12 protein-coding genes are annotated in these 14,973 nt (G+C 66.9%); 4 read left to right on the top strand and 8 right to left on the bottom strand.

Features of this window, described 5'->3' with window-relative positions; translation table 11 throughout:
• Positions 1-7 precede the first annotated feature (7 nt).
• The 3 genes from ACYQ0L_RS05510 to ACYQ0L_RS05500 are packed head-to-tail and all read left to right on the top strand — an operon-like array spanning position 8 to position 3,855.
• The gene (locus ACYQ0L_RS05510) at positions 8-1,117 is read left to right on the top strand and encodes a LacI family DNA-binding transcriptional regulator (RefSeq protein WP_459788047.1); all 1,110 of its coding nucleotides are present in this window, start codon (positions 8-10) and stop codon (positions 1,115-1,117) included.
• Entirely contained in the window at positions 1,114-2,895 is a 1,782-nt protein-coding gene (locus ACYQ0L_RS05505) for an IlvD/Edd family dehydratase (protein ID WP_459787956.1), read from the top strand. The genes ACYQ0L_RS05510 and ACYQ0L_RS05505 overlap by 4 nt, the downstream gene beginning before the upstream one ends.
• Before the next feature lie 24 nt (positions 2,896-2,919).
• Complete coding sequence (locus ACYQ0L_RS05500; protein WP_459787955.1) at positions 2,920-3,855, top strand: alpha/beta hydrolase; 936 nt, start codon at positions 2,920-2,922, stop codon at positions 3,853-3,855.
• A gap of 233 nt (positions 3,856-4,088) precedes the next feature.
• Here the strand turns inward: ACYQ0L_RS05500 and ACYQ0L_RS05495 are convergent, their stop codons facing one another.
• From ACYQ0L_RS05495 to ACYQ0L_RS05470, 6 genes are read right to left on the bottom strand one after another with little or no spacing between them, the layout of a single operon-like run.
• A complete protein-coding gene (locus ACYQ0L_RS05495; protein ID WP_459787954.1) occupies positions 4,089-4,943 on the bottom strand; it encodes an aldose 1-epimerase in 855 nt (284 codons plus the stop codon).
• Positions 4,936-6,264, bottom strand: coding sequence for a glycoside hydrolase 5 family protein (locus tag ACYQ0L_RS05490; protein ID WP_459787952.1), 1,329 nt, complete (start codon positions 6,262-6,264; stop codon positions 4,936-4,938). Before ACYQ0L_RS05490 ends, ACYQ0L_RS05495 begins: the two co-directional genes overlap by 8 nt.
• Complete coding sequence (locus ACYQ0L_RS05485) at positions 6,261-8,162, bottom strand: sialate O-acetylesterase (protein WP_459787951.1); 1,902 nt, start codon at positions 8,160-8,162, stop codon at positions 6,261-6,263. The genes ACYQ0L_RS05490 and ACYQ0L_RS05485 overlap by 4 nt, the downstream gene beginning before the upstream one ends.
• Entirely contained in the window at positions 8,159-9,043 is an 885-nt protein-coding gene (locus tag ACYQ0L_RS05480) for an SMP-30/gluconolactonase/LRE family protein (RefSeq protein ID WP_459787950.1), read from the bottom strand. The genes ACYQ0L_RS05485 and ACYQ0L_RS05480 overlap by 4 nt, the downstream gene beginning before the upstream one ends.
• A complete protein-coding gene (gene xylB / locus ACYQ0L_RS05475; RefSeq protein ID WP_459787949.1) occupies positions 9,034-9,873 on the bottom strand; it encodes a D-xylose 1-dehydrogenase in 840 nt (279 codons plus the stop codon). Before xylB ends, ACYQ0L_RS05480 begins: the two co-directional genes overlap by 10 nt.
• Positions 9,874-9,875: 2 nt before the next feature.
• Positions 9,876-11,000, bottom strand: a complete 1,125-nt coding sequence (locus tag ACYQ0L_RS05470) for a fumarylacetoacetate hydrolase family protein (protein WP_459787947.1) — start codon at positions 10,998-11,000, stop codon at positions 9,876-9,878.
• Positions 11,001-11,081: 81 nt separating this feature from the next.
• Between ACYQ0L_RS05470 and ACYQ0L_RS05465 the strand changes: the two genes are divergently transcribed.
• Positions 11,082-12,767, top strand: a complete 1,686-nt coding sequence (locus tag ACYQ0L_RS05465) for a glycoside hydrolase family 43 protein (protein WP_459787945.1) — start codon at positions 11,082-11,084, stop codon at positions 12,765-12,767.
• A 12-nt stretch (positions 12,768-12,779) separates the two neighbouring features.
• Here ACYQ0L_RS05465 and ACYQ0L_RS05460 read toward each other — a convergent pair whose 3' ends face one another.
• Both ACYQ0L_RS05460 and ACYQ0L_RS05455 read right to left on the bottom strand, forming a co-directional pair.
• Positions 12,780-13,907: a hypothetical protein gene (locus ACYQ0L_RS05460; protein ID WP_459787944.1), complete on the bottom strand. Its 1,128-nt coding sequence runs from the start codon at positions 13,905-13,907 to the stop codon at positions 12,780-12,782.
• Positions 13,908-13,921: 14 nt separating this feature from the next.
• Positions 13,922-14,959 (bottom strand): glycoside hydrolase family 5 protein, encoded by a 1,038-nt coding sequence (locus ACYQ0L_RS05455; RefSeq protein ID WP_459787943.1) that lies wholly within the window; start codon positions 14,957-14,959, stop codon positions 13,922-13,924.
• Positions 14,960-14,973: the final 14 nt, after the last annotated feature.

Raw genomic sequence — 14,973 nt, 5'->3', positions numbered from 1 at the left:
ACTGACCATGCAAGACGGGGCGGAACAGAGCAATCGGGGTGGCAGGCGTGGATCGCGGCGTGGAAACTCCGCGCCCACGATCGCCGATGTCGCGAGCGAGGCGCGCTGCTCGCCGATGACCGTCAGCCGCGTGATCAACGGCGAGGGCAATGTGCGCGAGGAAACGCGCGAGAAGGTGCTCGCGGCGGTGCGCAAGCTCAACTACTCGCCCAACCGCGCGGCACGTTCGCTCGCGGGCGGAGAGCAGCTGCGGGTCGCGCTGTTGTTCTACAACCCTTCGGCATCCTACCTCAGCGAATTCCTGATGGGCGCGCTGGAGGAAGCGAGCCGGGGCGATATCCATCTCGTCGTGCACGGGTGCGAGACGATGGCCGAGGCGGAGCCGCTGGTGCAGCGCCTGACCAAGACGGGCATTCGCGGCTTCATCCTGCCCGCGCCGCTGAGCGACGACCAGAGCCTGCTCGACGTCATTACCGATCTGGGTGCGGTGGCGGTCGCGGTGGGGCAGGGCCGGGCGACCGGCGCGCAGACATCGGTGGTGATCGACGAGTACCAGGCCGCCTACGACATGGCGCGCCATATCATCGATCTCGGCCACGAACGCATCGGCTTCATCATCGGCAACGCCGCGCATGTGGCGAGCGGGCGTCGCCTCGAAGGCTATCGCGCGGCGATGGCCGATGCGGGGCTGGAGGTGCGGCCCGAATGGGTCGTGCAGGGCCGCTTCACCTACCGGTCCGGGATGGCCGCGACCGAGCGGTTGCTCGCGCTCGACCCGCTGCCGACCGCGATCTTCGCTTCCAATGACGACATGGCCGCCGCCGCCGTGGCAGTCGCGCATCGCGAGCATCTGGACGTACCCAACGACATCACCGTGTGCGGGTTCGACGATACCGCGATGGCGAGCACGATCTGGCCCGAACTGACCACCATCCGCCAGCCGATCCGCGAGATGACCGCCCATGCGGTGACCGCGATCAGCCGTGCGCTGCGCGCCAAGAAGAACGGTGCCGCTTCCGAAACGCAGATCGAAACGCTGCCCTACACGCTCATCCGGCGGCACTCGGATGCAGCGCCCAGCCTCGCGAGCCATCGCAAGAAAGCCAGTTCACAATGACCGACACTCCCGAACGCCGCCTGCGCAGCCGCGACTGGTTCGACAATGCCGAACGGATGGACATGACCGCGCTTTATCTGGAGCGGTTCATGAACTACGGGATCACGCCGGAGGAATTGCGCAGCGGCAAGCCGATCATCGGCATCGCGCAGTCGGGCAGCGACCTTTCCCCCTGCAACCGCATCCATATCGAGCTGGCGAAACGTACGCGCGACGGCATCCGCGATGCGGGCGGAATCCCGATCGAATTTCCCGTCCACCCGATCTTCGAGAATTGCCGTCGGCCCACCGCCGCGCTCGACCGCAACCTGCTTTATCTCGGGCTGGTCGAACTGCTCAACGGCTATCCGATCGATGGCGTCGTCCTCACCACCGGCTGCGACAAGACCACGCCGAGTCAGATCATGGCGGCAAGCACGGTCGACATCCCCGCCATCGTGCTCAGCGGCGGGCCGATGCTCGACGGCTGGCACGAAGGCGAGCTGGTCGGCAGCGGCACGGTGATCTGGCGCAGCCGCCGCAAGCTGGCAGCGGGCGAGATCGACGAGGAAGAGTTCCTGCGCCGCGCGACCTCCAGCGCGCCGAGCGCGGGGCATTGCAATTCGATGGGCACTGCCAGCACGATGAACGCGGTGGCCGAAACGCTCGGCCTCAGCCTCACCGGTTGCGCCGCAATCCCCGCGCCCTATCGCGAGCGCGGGCAGGTCGCTTACCGGACCGGGCGGCGCATCGTCGAAATGGTGCACGAGGATCTGAGACCCTCCGACATCCTGACCCACGATGCCTTCCTCAATGCCGTGGCCGCAGTCAGCGTGCTGGGCGGATCGTCCAACGCGCAGCCGCATATCCAGGCGATGGCGGCGCATGCGGGCGTGCGGCTGGAGCCGAGCGTGTGGCAGGAGCACGGCTACGACCTGCCGCTGCTGCTCAACATGCAGCCAGCGGGCGAATACCTGGGCGAGCGCTTCCATCGCGCGGGCGGTGTGCCCGCCGTGCTGTGGGAATTGCTGGAAGCCGGGGTGCTCAACGGCGATGTACGCACCTGCACGGGCGCCACGATGGCGGAAAATCTCGCGGGCCGCGAAACCAAGGATCGCGAGATGATCCGCCCCTTCGCCGATCCGCTGATGGAGAAGGCGGGCTTTCTCGTCCTGTCGGGCAACCTGTTCGACTTCGGCATCCTCAAGACCTCGGTCATCTCGGACGAGTTCCGCGCTCGCTATCTCTCACGGCCCGGCAAGGAAGGCGTGTTCGAAGCGCGCGCGATCGTGTTCGACGGGTCGGACGACTATCACCACCGGATCAACGACCCCGACCTGAACATCGACGAGGATTGCATTCTGGTCATACGCGGATCGGGCGTGATCGGCTGGCCGGGCAGCGCAGAGGTGGTCAACATGCAGCCGCCCGACGCACTGATCCGCGCGGGCACGCAATGGCTGCCGACGCTGGGCGACGGTCGCCAGTCGGGCACCAGCGACAGCCCCTCGATCCTCAACATCTCGCCCGAAAGCGCGGTCGGCGGCGGGCTCGCCTGGCTGCGCACCGGCGACATCATTCGCGTCGACCTCAACGAAGGCACCTGCAATGCCGACGTCGAGAAGGCGGAGATCGAACGGCGGCTGGCCGAAGACAGCATTCCGGAAACGCCCGCCCACAATACTCCGTGGGAAGAGCTGTTCCGCGAAAAGACCGGCCAGTTGGGCGAGGGCGGGGTGATGGACTTCGCGCTCAAGTACCGGGGCACATCGAGGAAGCTGCCGCGGCACAATCACTAGGCGCGGACCTTGGGGAGAGTGGGCATGAGACATCGTACGGGCCGGAAGCTGGCACTCGCACTCGCGGTGACGATGGCGACCATCGCTGTCCCGCTGGCCGCGCAGGACGATCGCATGATGCCGATCCCCGCGCCCGCACAGCCCGAGGCGATCGACCTGGCCACCGGGCCGCTCCCCGACGCCGAGAATTCCGAGAGCTGGCATCGGCAATATGGCAGCGAGTTCGCCCGCAACGTGACCGAGGCCACGCTGACGCCGTTCCTGCCCGATCCCGCGCGGGCGACCGGCGCGGCGGTGATCGTGGCACCGGGCGGCGGTTTTCGCACGCTGTCGATGTCGAACGAGGGGTGGGAGGTCGCGCAGGCGCTGGCCGACCGCGGGGTCGCGGCTTTCGTGCTGAAGTACCGGCTCAACCAGACGCCCGCCGACATGGCGGGCTTCGAGCAGTCGATGCGCGAGATGTTCGCTGGCGCTGCGCGGCCCCAGCGGCCCGCGCCGGACGCGGCGGGCGCCATGCTCGCGCCCCAGATTGCCGATGCGAACGCGGCCTTCGCACTGATCCACGCACGGGCGGACGAGTGGGGCGTCGATCCTGATAAAGTCGGAATGCTCGGCTTCTCGGCAGGCGCGATGCTGACCATGGCGACCACGCTCACCAGCGAGGAAGCGCGCCCCGCCTTCATCGGCGATATCTACGGCCCGCTGGTCGCGGTCGATGTGCCAGAGGATGCGCCGCCTCTGTTCGTGGCGCTGGCGGCGGACGATCCGCTGTTCGGCAATAGCGGTTTCGGCCTGATCGAAAGCTGGCGGGCGGCCGGGCGTCCGGTGGAGTTCCACCTCTACGAACAGGGCGGCCACGGCTTCGGCATGTATCCCAAGCAGACCACCAGCACCGGCTGGTTCGATGCCTTTGCCGCATGGTTGGCCATGCGCGGCTACGCGCAGCCGGCGGAGGACTGAGCGCTCGGTAAAGCTGTCCTACTTGGCCGGCAGAGGCCATGATGCCGCTGCTCTTTGACCTTGTTGGACTGTCGCGATGTGCGCCGCGAAGTCAGCCTCCATGAAGGCGCACTGCGCCCGAATGGAAGGTGACACCTGCAAACGCGACAAGGAGGGGGATGGCGCGGATACGCAGGCTTCTGGGCCGAGCAGTATTTTCGTAAGACACCCCTGTCGGTGTGCCGGTGCCATCCTCAATCCGCTTCGGCTTCGATTCGCAGCGCGATGCCCGCAGCGCAGCCGGGGTGCACGACCGGCATCGCCTCGGGCGACTGGTTGAGCGCGTCGGGCGGGTGGCTCACCGGCTCGATGCACAGCTCCTCGCCGGCTGGCGGGGCGAAGACATGGGCGAGGGGCGCGCCGAAGCCGCGCAGGAGGATCGTGCCGTGGCTGTCGGCGATGCGCGCGGTGCCTGACCAGCCTGTGAAGCAGTGGTCGACCAGCGCGTCGGGCAGGGCGGTGCCCTGGCTCCATGCCGCGAGGCTGTCGGCAGGGTGCGCGGTGCCATCGGCGAGAGCGTCGCCGTCGATGCCGAGCATCCGGTGCGCGGCGAAGGCCACGCGGCTGCCCTGCGCACGGCGGAAATAGGGATGCAGGCCCGGGCCGAGCGGTGCGGGTTCGTCCGCCCGGTTCTCGACCATCAGGCGGATCGTACAGCCCGTCTCGTCCAGCGCGACATGCTGGTGTGCGCGGTAGGGCCAGGGCCAGTCGGCGCGGCCTTCGTAGTCGTCTTCGAGCAACGCGCTGGTGCGGTCGTGCCGGATGACGCGCCATGCGCGCAGCCAGCCCGTGCCGTGGAGCGGATGCGGGTGGTCGCCGAGGTTCGGTTGCAGCGCTACTTCGCGCCCGCCGAAGTGGAAGCGGCCGTGCGCGATGCGATTGCAATAGGGCACCAGCGCGAAGCAGGCCGACTGCAGCGGATGGTCGGCCGCGTCGGCCATGGTTCGCAGCACCGGGGTGCCGTCGCGTGCCAGCGCCGACAGGCAACCGCCGATGTCGGGGCGCAGCCGCGCCTCCCACGCACCCGCGGCCAAGGTGATGTCAGGCAAGCCCGCCCGCCTGAGCATGCGCCCGGATCAGCGAAAGCATCCCGGCGTCGGTGTCGAAATTGCCGAACCAGCCCTGCGGCTCGTGCGGCGGATCGCCCATGTACTGCCGGTCGCCGTCGCGGAAGCGGGCGTCGTCATGCGCGGCACGCGCCTCGCCGTTCCAGGCCCAGAAGTTGCTGCCCTGCAGCGGTCCGTCCGCTGCCCAGCCACGTTCCACCGCGTCGTAGACTTCACGGTAGAAGCGCTGGCGGAACTCGGTGGTGGCCGACGGGGCATAGGCTTCGCCGTTGCGCGGGAAGCCGAACTCCTCGATCAGCAGCGGCTTGCCGGCCTCGCGCGCCAGCCGTTCGTGCGCGGCGATATAGGCGCGGGTATTCGCCTCGACCGTGGGCCAGGTGCCCGCGAGATCGTCACCCTTGGCCCAGCCCCAGACCAGCGGCCAGATATGCGCGGTGAGGTAGTCCATGCGGCCATGCGCGCGCAGCACCAGCGCTTCCTGCCCGTTGGCGGCGTGGGTGCCTTCCTGCCCAAGGCTGACCATGTGGTTGGGGTCGAGCTTGCGGATGCGTGCCGCGGTGGTCTCGATCCAGTCGACATAGGCATCGGCATTGCGCGCGATCGCCGCATCGCTGCCACCCGGCCGCGGCTCGTTGGCGAGCTGCCACGAGAACACTGCGGGGTCGTCCGCATAGGGGTGCCCGGTGATGGAATTGGTGCGGCCCACCATGCGATCGAGATGGGCATCGTACAGCGTACGCGCCTGCGGGTTGGCGTAGAACTCGGCCGTCGCATCGGCGAAGGCGGGCCAGGGATGGGCGGGATCGCCCATGTCCATGTATTCGCCCGTCGCGCGCCACAGCAGCGTCTGCAGGCCGCCGGACCATTCCCAGAAGTTGGAGAGGACCAGCACCGCAGTCATACCCCGCCTCGCGATCTCCGCCATCGCGAAGTCGAGCCCTTCGAACAGCGCGGCGTTGAGCGTGCCGTCGGGGCCGGTGAAGCCGGGCTTGATCGAGTTCTTGAGCGGGCCTTCTTCTCCCGAGGCCATGATCCGCAGGTTGTTGACGCCGATCGCCTTGAGCCGGTCGAGCTCGCGCACCAGCCGTGCGCGGTCGCCATAGGGCGCATCAGCGCCGAGCCATGCGGCATACCACATGTTCGCGCCCACGACGCGGTAGGGCAGGCCACGACGGCTGAGCCCCGTGCCCTGCCGCCGCACGAAGGCCGTCTCGCCGACCATCGGCGTCACGCACCCGGTAAACGTGGCCGCGCCCGCCAGGGCAATGCCGCCAGCCAGAAGGCTGCGCCGGTCGAGGGTCATCGTGAAACCTTCAGCTCGAAACCGGGCACCGGCAGGCCACGCGCGTCGTACAGGTTGACGATCGGGGCATCGGACCATGCATGCCGGACGCGCGAAGCGGGCTGTCCCTTGGCGACCGGGATCAGCATCCTGTCCCCGTCGAGCGCGGGAATCACCCAGCGGCAACTCTCGCGACTATCGCCGCACAGCTCGACGCCGAGCGCATAGGGCCCGCCGAGCGCCTGGAGACCACCCTCAATACCGGTGAAGGATACGGTGACCGTATCGCCCGAGAACGTCGCGCTCCCCGGCATCGGCATCGGCTTGCTCTGCGCTGCCGCCGCCAGTCGCTTGCCGAGGTCGTTCTTGTTCGCGGGATGGATGTCGGTCGGTTCGCCGATATCGATCGCGGTGACGAGCGCGGCGTTGCTGTCCGCGACGACGCCATCGAGCTGGTCCTGCCGCAGCTGCGCCCAATCCGATTCGACCGGTTCGCTCTGCCGCGCGCCGTAGTCCGCAAGCTGGACCACCAGCGTGCGTGCCTCGGGGCCGAACTGGCGCCGCCATCCGGCGAACAGCTCACGCAGTTTCGCATCGTAGTCGGGCTGACCCGCATCCGCCTCGCCCTGGTACCATGCGACGCCCGCCAGGCGCATCGCGCCAAGCGGAGCGATCATGGCGTTGTGCATCACGCCGATGCCCGCATTGGCATCCCATGGCGCGCGTGGCGGCACGCCGTCGACCGTGCCCACCGAGTACTCCCAGTCTTCGCCGAGCGGGACCTGTGCGCCATCGGCAGAGGTAAAGAACAGCCGTTCGGGCCCGGCGAAGAAGCCGCCGGTATCCCACATGTTGTTCGCGGCGATCAGCACCTCGTTCTCGCCCTCGTGCAGGTACTGCGCGGGCACGCGATAGGTCCGCTCGACCCCCCAGCCGAAGGTGTAGCCGACCGGGTTGCCATTGACCCAGGTCAGGTCCAGATCGTCGATCGCACCGATCGAGAGCGCGCCTTCGCCGCTCGCCTGCTCGGCGGTCAGCGTGAAGGTCTGCCGCAGCCAGACATTGGCGCGCGGATTTTCAGCGAGCCCGGTACCTTTCCAGTCGTTCCAGAAGGAGAACTGCGGGATCGGCGTCCAGTCCAGCATCGAAGAGTCGGTCCACGGTTCGCGGCCGTCGTCGTTGGCGCGCCACCAATCGTACCACTGCGGCACGAAGGACTGCGCTGCCGCCAGCGGATCGCGTTCGTAGAGCCGAAGCTGGTCAAGCGCCTGTTGGCCGAAAAGCACCTTCACGCTTTCGGGCGTCAGCCACGCGCTCGCGGCGCTGCCGCCCCAGTTCGAGTGGATCAGCCCGACCGGCACGCCCGAACGATCGGCGCGCAGCTGCTTGGCCATGTAGAAGCACGCGGCGGAGAAGTCCGCTACGCTCTCGCTCGTGGCGGGCTGCCAGTCGATCGGTTCTGGGAACGTGTTTTGCGGAACCGCTGCGGTCGTCTGCGCCACCTTGAGCAGGCGGATGCCGTCGTCCGGTGCGAGGCGCAGCTGGTTCCAGGTATCGAGCGCGCGGTTGACCGTCAGTTCCATGTTCGACTGACCTGAACATAGGTAGACGTCGCCGATCAGCAGATCGGCCAGACCGGTCGATCCCGTCGCGTCCTGCACGGTGATGCTGAGCGGAGTTTCGCTCGCCGCGCGGGCAGGGAAGGACAGCGCAAAGCGGCCCTCGGCATCGGCCGTGGCGTCGGCACTCGATCCGTCGAGTTCGCCGCGCACGCTGGCTCCGGGCTCTGCGGTGCCGGAAACGACGATGGGTTCGCCGCGCTGCAGGACCATGCCGTCACCGTAGCCGGGGTCGAGGACCGGTGCCGCTGCTGCGGGAACGCTCGCGATCAATGCCGTCAGGCCGAACAGCCGCTTCACGAGAGTTTCACCAGCGGCTGGGCGAAGCCTTTGACCGGCGCGTCGAAGGCGAACAGGCCGCCTGCCTGGGGGTATTGTGCCATATCGGACGGCTCCATGTTCTTGGTCGCGGAAGTGACATAGATGGTCGCGAAGTCGGGCCCGCCGAAAGCCATCTTGGTGACGTCGCGCGCGGGGATCGCAATGGTCGCGACCAGTTTTCCATCGGGCGAGAAACGGGCCACCCGACTGCCGAGATAAAGCCCTGTCCACACGTGGTCTTCGGCGTCGACCACCGGGCCGTCCGGGTAGGCATCCGGGAACAAGGCGCCGGTGTCGACAAAAGGCCGCGCTTCGCCGACCCCGTCGCGCGAGAGATCGGCCACCATGATCTTTTGCGATCCGGTATCTGTGAAGTAGATCCGGTCGCCCGCCGCGTTCACCGTCGGCCCGTTGGTGATGGTGATGCCGTCGGGTCCTTCGGCGCGAATGTCTCCGCGATCGAAGACATAGAAGCGTCCGGATGCCGTGCCTTCGCTATCGTCCATCGAACCGAACCATACCCGGCCCCACGGATCGGTGCAGGCATCGTTGAGGCGGTTGCCCGCCGGTTCGCCCGGAACCGCCATCAGTTTCGAGAAAGCCGCCTTTTCGGGATCGAAGGTATAGAGCCCGTCCTCCAGACCGCACAGCAGCAGGCCGCCTTCCGCGGGAAGGGCCCAGCCGATCTGGCCCGGCGCTTCGGCAAAGGAATTGCTGCCCGTATCGGGGTCGTAGTGCCACAGCCGGTGGCGCTTGATATCGACGAACCAGACGATCTGGCGCGATGCATCCCACAACACGCCCTCGCCAAGCCTGCTCTGGGCATCGAGGACCCTGCGAACCGAGCGCTCTATCTCCATCCGGCATCTACCCAGTAGTTGTGCGCGGTGCAGAAACGCGCATCGTCGGAAGCAAGGAACAGCGCCATCGCCGCGATGTCGGCGGGCTGGATACGCCCGTCGAGGCATTGTGCGGCGACGATCTCCGCCTCGCCTTCGGGCGTGTACCATTTCATCTGGCGCGGCGTCTGGACGTTGCCCGGGATGATCGTGTTGACCCGGATATTGTCGCGCCCGAGCTCGCGCGCGAGGCTGCGGGTCAGACCTTCGATCGCGGCCTTGGCGGTCTGGTAGATCGTCAGGTCTTCGAGGCCGAGATGCCAGCTGATCGAACCGAGGTTCACGATGCTGCCGCCACCCGCCTGCTTCATTTTGGGCGCAACCGCCTTGGCGGCGAAGAACTGGTGCTTGAGGTTCACCGCCATGCGATCGTCCCAGTATTCGGACGTGACGTCGGCGACCTTGTGACGGTCGTCGTTCGCGGCGTTGTTGATCAGGATGTCGCACCCGCCGAGATGACTGGCCATGGCCTCGATCTTGTCGCCGTAAGCGGTGACATCGGTGATGTCGCACTGGTGGTAGACCGGGGCAACGGACGCATCGGATAGGCGATCGACGAGCGCGTTGCTCTGTTCATCCTGCACGTCGACGAAGGCGACGGCCGCCCCCTGGCGCGCGAAGCCCTCGACCACGCCAGCGCCGATCCCTGATCCGCCGCCGCTCACGATCACGCGCTTGCCGCGCAGGCTGGGATAGATTGCACCGCTATTGTGCGGGGACGAGTCGTCGTCCTGTGCCCGACTCGCTTCCTGCGAGGAAGCGTCGGCATCCTGAAGTCTCGAAGTGGCCATTCTCAAATCCTGTCGATCAGGCCGCGTTCGGCCAGATTGCGCGCGAATTCGCCGAAGCCCATGGTCCAGGCAGGCGCGTCGCGCGACGTGGTTACGGTGTTGCTCAGCGTGCCGATCCGATCCGAACGGATCGTCACGACGTCGCCGAGCTTGTGGGTGAAGCCGGCACCGGGTTCGTCCCGGTCCTGCGTGGGAGCGAACAGCGTGCCGCAGAACAGCACGAACCCGTCGGGGTAGTGATGTTCGGAGAGGCACTGGTTCACGAGATCCTGCGGATCGCGGCTGATCTCGGCCATCATGTTGGTGCCTTCCAGCCGATAGCCTTCGGGGCCATCGATGGTCAGTTCGACATTGGCCTTGCGCACGTCGTCCAGCGTGAAGCCCTCGTCGAACAGGCGGATCAGCGGGCCGATCGCGCACGACGCGGTGTTGTCTTTGGCCTTGGACAGCAGCAGTGCCGAGCGGCCCTCGAAGTCGCGCAGGTTGACGTCGTTGCCGAGCGTCGCACCGACCACTTCGCCGTGGGCATCGGACACCAGCACGACTTCGGGTTCGGGGTTGTTCCAGCTCGAATCGGAGCGGACGCCGATCTGTGCGCCGTGCCCGACCGAGGAGAGCACCGGCGATTTGGAGAAGATCTCCGCATCGGGGCCGATCGCCACTTCGAGATATTGCGACCACATGTCCTGCTCGATCAGTGCGGCCTTCAGCTGCGCGGCTTCGTCCGAGCCGGGGACGACCGAGCGGATGCCCGAGCCGACCTTCTCTTCCAGCATCGCGCGGATTTCGCTCGCCCGTTCGGCCTCGCCGCGCGCGCGTTCTTCGATCACCCGCTCGATCGCGGAGACCGCGAAGGTCACGCCGCTCGCCTTGATGCATTGCAGGTCGATGGGGCTCAGCAGCTCCCATCCCTCCGGCAGGCCGCCGGCGACCGGGCCGAGCTCGGTTCCGCCGTCGAACATGCGCCGCGCAACGGCGCCGGAAACCGACGCGACCACCTCGGTCAGGTCGAACAGCGTGTCATCGCGGATCGTGAATACCACCGGGCCGTCGGGCGATAGCGCCCGGCCCAGAAACGTACCTTCCGCATAGTCTGCGGGTAGAATTGCCTTCAGATTTACGGCCATATCTGGCTCTTGTCCTCCCCTGTGGGAGCGCTACCATATGGACGCCGCATGACGGTAGCAAGGATAAAGGGAGCAGGTGTGTTGAAGGCAAGTTTGAAGCGCTGGGCGATGGGCGGAGCAGGGGCGTTCGCGCTCACCTGCGGCGGCGCGGCTGCGGCCCAGCCGCACGCGACGTTCGATTTCGTGGAATACGAATCGATGGATGAAACGCCGCCCGCGCCGGAGGGATTCTTCCGCAATCCCGTGCTCCCCGGCTTCCATCCCGATCCTTCGGTCGTGAAGGTCGGCGACGATTTCTACGCGGTCAATTCCACCTTCGTCTGGTTCCCCGGCCTGCCGATCCTGCACAGCCGCGATCTCGTGAACTGGGAGCTGATCGGCCATGCGATCGACCGGCCCGAACAGGTCAACTTTGCGGGTCTGGAAACCGATCGCGGCCTCTTCGCGCCGACGATTTCCTATCATGACGGCAAGTTCTGGATCATGAACACCTGCGTCGAATGTCGCGACAATTTCGTGCTGACGGCCGACCGCCCCGAAGGACCGTGGAGCGATCCGGTCTGGCTCGACTTCGGCGGGATCGATCCGTCGCTCTACTTCGAGGGCGACAAGGCGTGGGTCGTCTACAACGACGCGCCTCCGGGAGAGCCACAGTATGAGGGGCACCGCGCTCTCTGGCTGCAGGAATTCGATACCGAGGCCATGCAGGTCAAGCCGGAGCGTACGCTGCTCGTCGACGGTGGTGTCGATTTTTCGACCAAGCCGATCTGGGCGGAAGGGCCCCACATCTACAAGATCGACGGCTGGTACTACCTGCTTGCCGCCGAGGGCGGGACTGCAGAGCAGCATTCGCAGACGATCTATCGCTCGCGCTCGGTCGACGGGCCGTACGAGCCGGGTCCGATCAATCCGATCCTGACGCAGCGCGACCTCTCGCCCGACCGGCCCGACCGGGTCGAGGCGACCGGCCATGCCGATATCGTCCAGCTCGACGACGGCTCGTGGTGGGGGCTGTTCCTCGCGACGCGGCCCTTCGCCGGGCAGTCGACCCTGCTGGGCCGCGAGACCTTCCTCCTCCCGGTGCGTTGGGAAAATGGCTGGCCGCTGTTCCTCAAGCCCGGTGAGGCGGTGCCGCCGCTGGTGCCCAAGCCAAATCTGGCGGCGTCGCCGGGCGAGCAGTGGGACGAGTGGCGCGACGGCTTCGATGCGCCCGCCCTGTCGCCCGAATGGATCACCATGCGTACGCCGGTGGATGAATCGCGGATGCTGCACGATATCGAGCGGGGCGAGATCGTGCTGCGGCCGGGGGCGGACTCCGCCGGCAGCCTGAACCGCTTCGCCTTCATCGGGCGCAGGCTGCGCCACCACGATGCGACCTTCACCACGGCGGTGGATTTCACGAGCGAGGATGAAGGCGACTATGCCGGGCTGCTCGCCTTCATGGATCAGGGCCACTTCATCACCGTGGGGATCGAGCAGGGCGAGCAGGGCCGTCAAATGGTCGTGCGCCTGCGTAAGGACCCCGGGGATTCGGAGCGGGGAGAAATCGTCCACACCGCTGCATGGAACGACGCGAGCGCGCAGCTGCGGCTGACCTTCACCGGCGGCAGCGCGGTCGCCGCATGGCGTGCGGGCGAGGACGCCCAGTGGCAGGAAACGCCGGCGATCGACGTCGAACCGCTGTCCTCGGTCCACGCCGGGCTGTTCACCGGGCTGGTGGTCGGCCCCTATGCCGTTGCGGGTGGAGCCGCTGCGGGCCGGGAGTGATCTCCCGGCCGGTTACTCGGTCTTGAAGATGTAGACCGGCCCGATGTCGATCGACTGCGCTTCTGCTGCGAATTGCAGGGCCAGTTCGGTCGACCCGGCGGGCAGATCGCGCGGCGCGGTGATGTTGACGCGGACCAGCTGCCAGTTCTCGCCCACCGTAAACAGGTTGTCCGCGAACCCGTCGTAAGGCGGCGTGCGGTCTTGGATCCGCATCGCGACGAGGCCCTTGCCGTCGGGTGTCTGCGCACTGACCGTCTTTGCCGCGATCGCGATCAGCAGCTTGTCGCCCGCCGCCACCGGCTTTTCGATCGGAATGCCCGCAACCAGATCCCAGTCGTTTTCGCCCGGCGCATCGAGCGAGAAACGCGTCGTCTTGCCCAGCCAGATCGTGGAATCGTCGCGACCCTCGATGGTGCCGACCACCGCGCTGCGCGTCCATTCGCGCATGTCGGGCCGGTTGAGAAGCGTGCCCGCATCGGCGAGCACGTCGGGCACCAGCGGCTCGTCGGCAGCCACCGGCTCGGGCTGGGCCTCCTGGGGTGCGCCAAGGATCGAGGCCGCGCCCTTGACCACGATGGTCTGGCCGATCTCGACGACCTGTTTCGCTCCGCCGAGCTGGAACACGACCCGCGCCTCATCCCGACCATAGGCGGCATTGGCGGTCCCGGTCACCTCGTACCATTGCCAGTCGGAGCCGATGGTCAGCGTATCATCCGCGAACCCGCCGTAGGGCGGACCGTTCTGCTGCACTCTGACCGCGATCACGCCCTTGCCGTCGTCGGTATCGGCCGAAACGGTCCGGGCGTGGAATCCGATGGTCACGGCGTCGCCGCGACCAATGCCGTCGAGCAGGGGCACATAGGTCTGGCTCGACCAGAGTTCGGGCCCCTTCGTGCTTGTTTCATAACGACGCGCTGCGCCGCCGCCGGGAATCGTTTCGTCCTGCACGCCTTCCACGTCGAGCGTCGCGCCGTCGGTTGGCCACACCAGATCGCGCGGATCGTTGATGAGGCTGCCCGGAAGCTGCTCGTCGAAGGCCTGCAGCTCGGGCGGGAGAGTCTGTGCCCATGCAGGTGATACGGCGAGGCAGAGGGCCGAAGCGGAAAGGGCGAGGGCAATGGTGCTGGTGCGGGCAAGCATGACGGGCTCCTTTCTTACTGGTCGGTTTCGGGCAGGCCGATGGCTGCACGCATGCCGGGCAGCCATTCGCCGGAATTGCGATCCCAGAAGGGATAGGTGTTGGCATAGGCCCACATGCACATCCCTACTCCCATGGGTGAGAAGGCATCCCTCACCGCAGTGTGATACGCAACGCGCTGGGCGGTCGAGGTGTGTTCTTCATAGGCGCCGGTCTCACCCATGAAGGGCGTCTTTCCGGTGTGATCGATATAGGCGCGCACCTTCGCGGCATCTTTCGCAAGCCGTTCGATATCTCCGGCCATCGGGAAGTCGCGTCCGGTCGGTGGAACGTCGGGCGCGACCCACGATGCTCCCTGGTGGGTGAAAGCGAAGGGCTCGTAATAATGGAATGTCGGGTGGATATTGGGATCGTCCGGCAGCGGCAGGTCCGCCAGCGAATCGACCCCGCTCCAGTTCTCACCACCGATGATGACCGCGCGGGTCGGATGCTTCGCGCGCACTGCCTCGAGCGCGGGCGTCAGCGTTTCGAGCAGGTTCGTGTGGTCGAACTTGTCGTGCGGCTCGTTTTCCAGTTCGAACCACAGGGTTTCTTCGGGATAGCCTTCGAAGCGGTCGGCAATCTGCGCCCAGACCGCGCCATGCCATTCGGCCACGGCCAGCGGGTCCTCGTGGATCGGATCGAAGTGATGGCTGTTGAGGATCACGTTGAGATCGGCCGCGAGTGCCTGGTCCACCACCGCCTGGACCCGGTCCATCCATGCCTCGTCGACCGTCCAGGGCGCCTGCTGCAGCGTCTTGTTGTGCCAGCGCACGGGAATGCGCACGGTCTCGAACCCGGCGGCCCTGATCCGCTCGAAGTCCTTCGGCCCGACCTTCTCGCCGCCCCATTCGGCTTCCTGCATGGTCTCCAGCGTGTTGCCCATGTTGATGCAGGTGCCGACCGGCAGCGGAGCGACCGCAGCCTCCCCGGCATCCGCCACGCTGGCCTGCGCGACCGCCCCGCAAGCAGCGATCGACAGCGCACACAATCCGATTGTCACGGGCAATTTCATCCGGCATCTCCCCT

The organism is Alteriqipengyuania triglochinis (assembly GCF_054655655.1).
The sequence above is the reverse complement of the archived record's forward strand: the minus strand, read 5'-3'. Positions and strand labels throughout refer to the sequence as shown.

Bases quoted from the DNA above. Each gene is read 5' to 3' on its own strand.
- xylB (WP_459787949.1), bottom strand. From the start codon at position 9,873: ATGGCCACTTCGAGACTTCAGGATGCCGACGCTTCCTCGCAGGAAGCG.
- ACYQ0L_RS05460 (WP_459787944.1), bottom strand. From the start codon at position 13,907: ATGCTTGCCCGCACCAGCACCATTGCCCTCGCCCTTTCCGCTTCGGCC.
- ACYQ0L_RS05480 (WP_459787950.1), bottom strand. From the start codon at position 9,043: ATGGAGATAGAGCGCTCGGTTCGCAGGGTCCTCGATGCCCAGAGCAGG.
- ACYQ0L_RS05490 (WP_459787952.1), bottom strand. From the start codon at position 6,264: ATGACCCTCGACCGGCGCAGCCTTCTGGCTGGCGGCATTGCCCTGGCG.
- ACYQ0L_RS05455 (WP_459787943.1), bottom strand. From the start codon at position 14,959: ATGAAATTGCCCGTGACAATCGGATTGTGTGCGCTGTCGATCGCTGCT.
- ACYQ0L_RS05470 (WP_459787947.1), bottom strand. From the start codon at position 11,000: ATGGCCGTAAATCTGAAGGCAATTCTACCCGCAGACTATGCGGAAGGT.
- ACYQ0L_RS05510 (WP_459788047.1), top strand. From the start codon at position 8: ATGCAAGACGGGGCGGAACAGAGCAATCGGGGTGGCAGGCGTGGATCG.
- ACYQ0L_RS05505 (WP_459787956.1), top strand. From the start codon at position 1,114: ATGACCGACACTCCCGAACGCCGCCTGCGCAGCCGCGACTGGTTCGAC.
- ACYQ0L_RS05500 (WP_459787955.1), top strand. From the start codon at position 2,920: ATGAGACATCGTACGGGCCGGAAGCTGGCACTCGCACTCGCGGTGACG.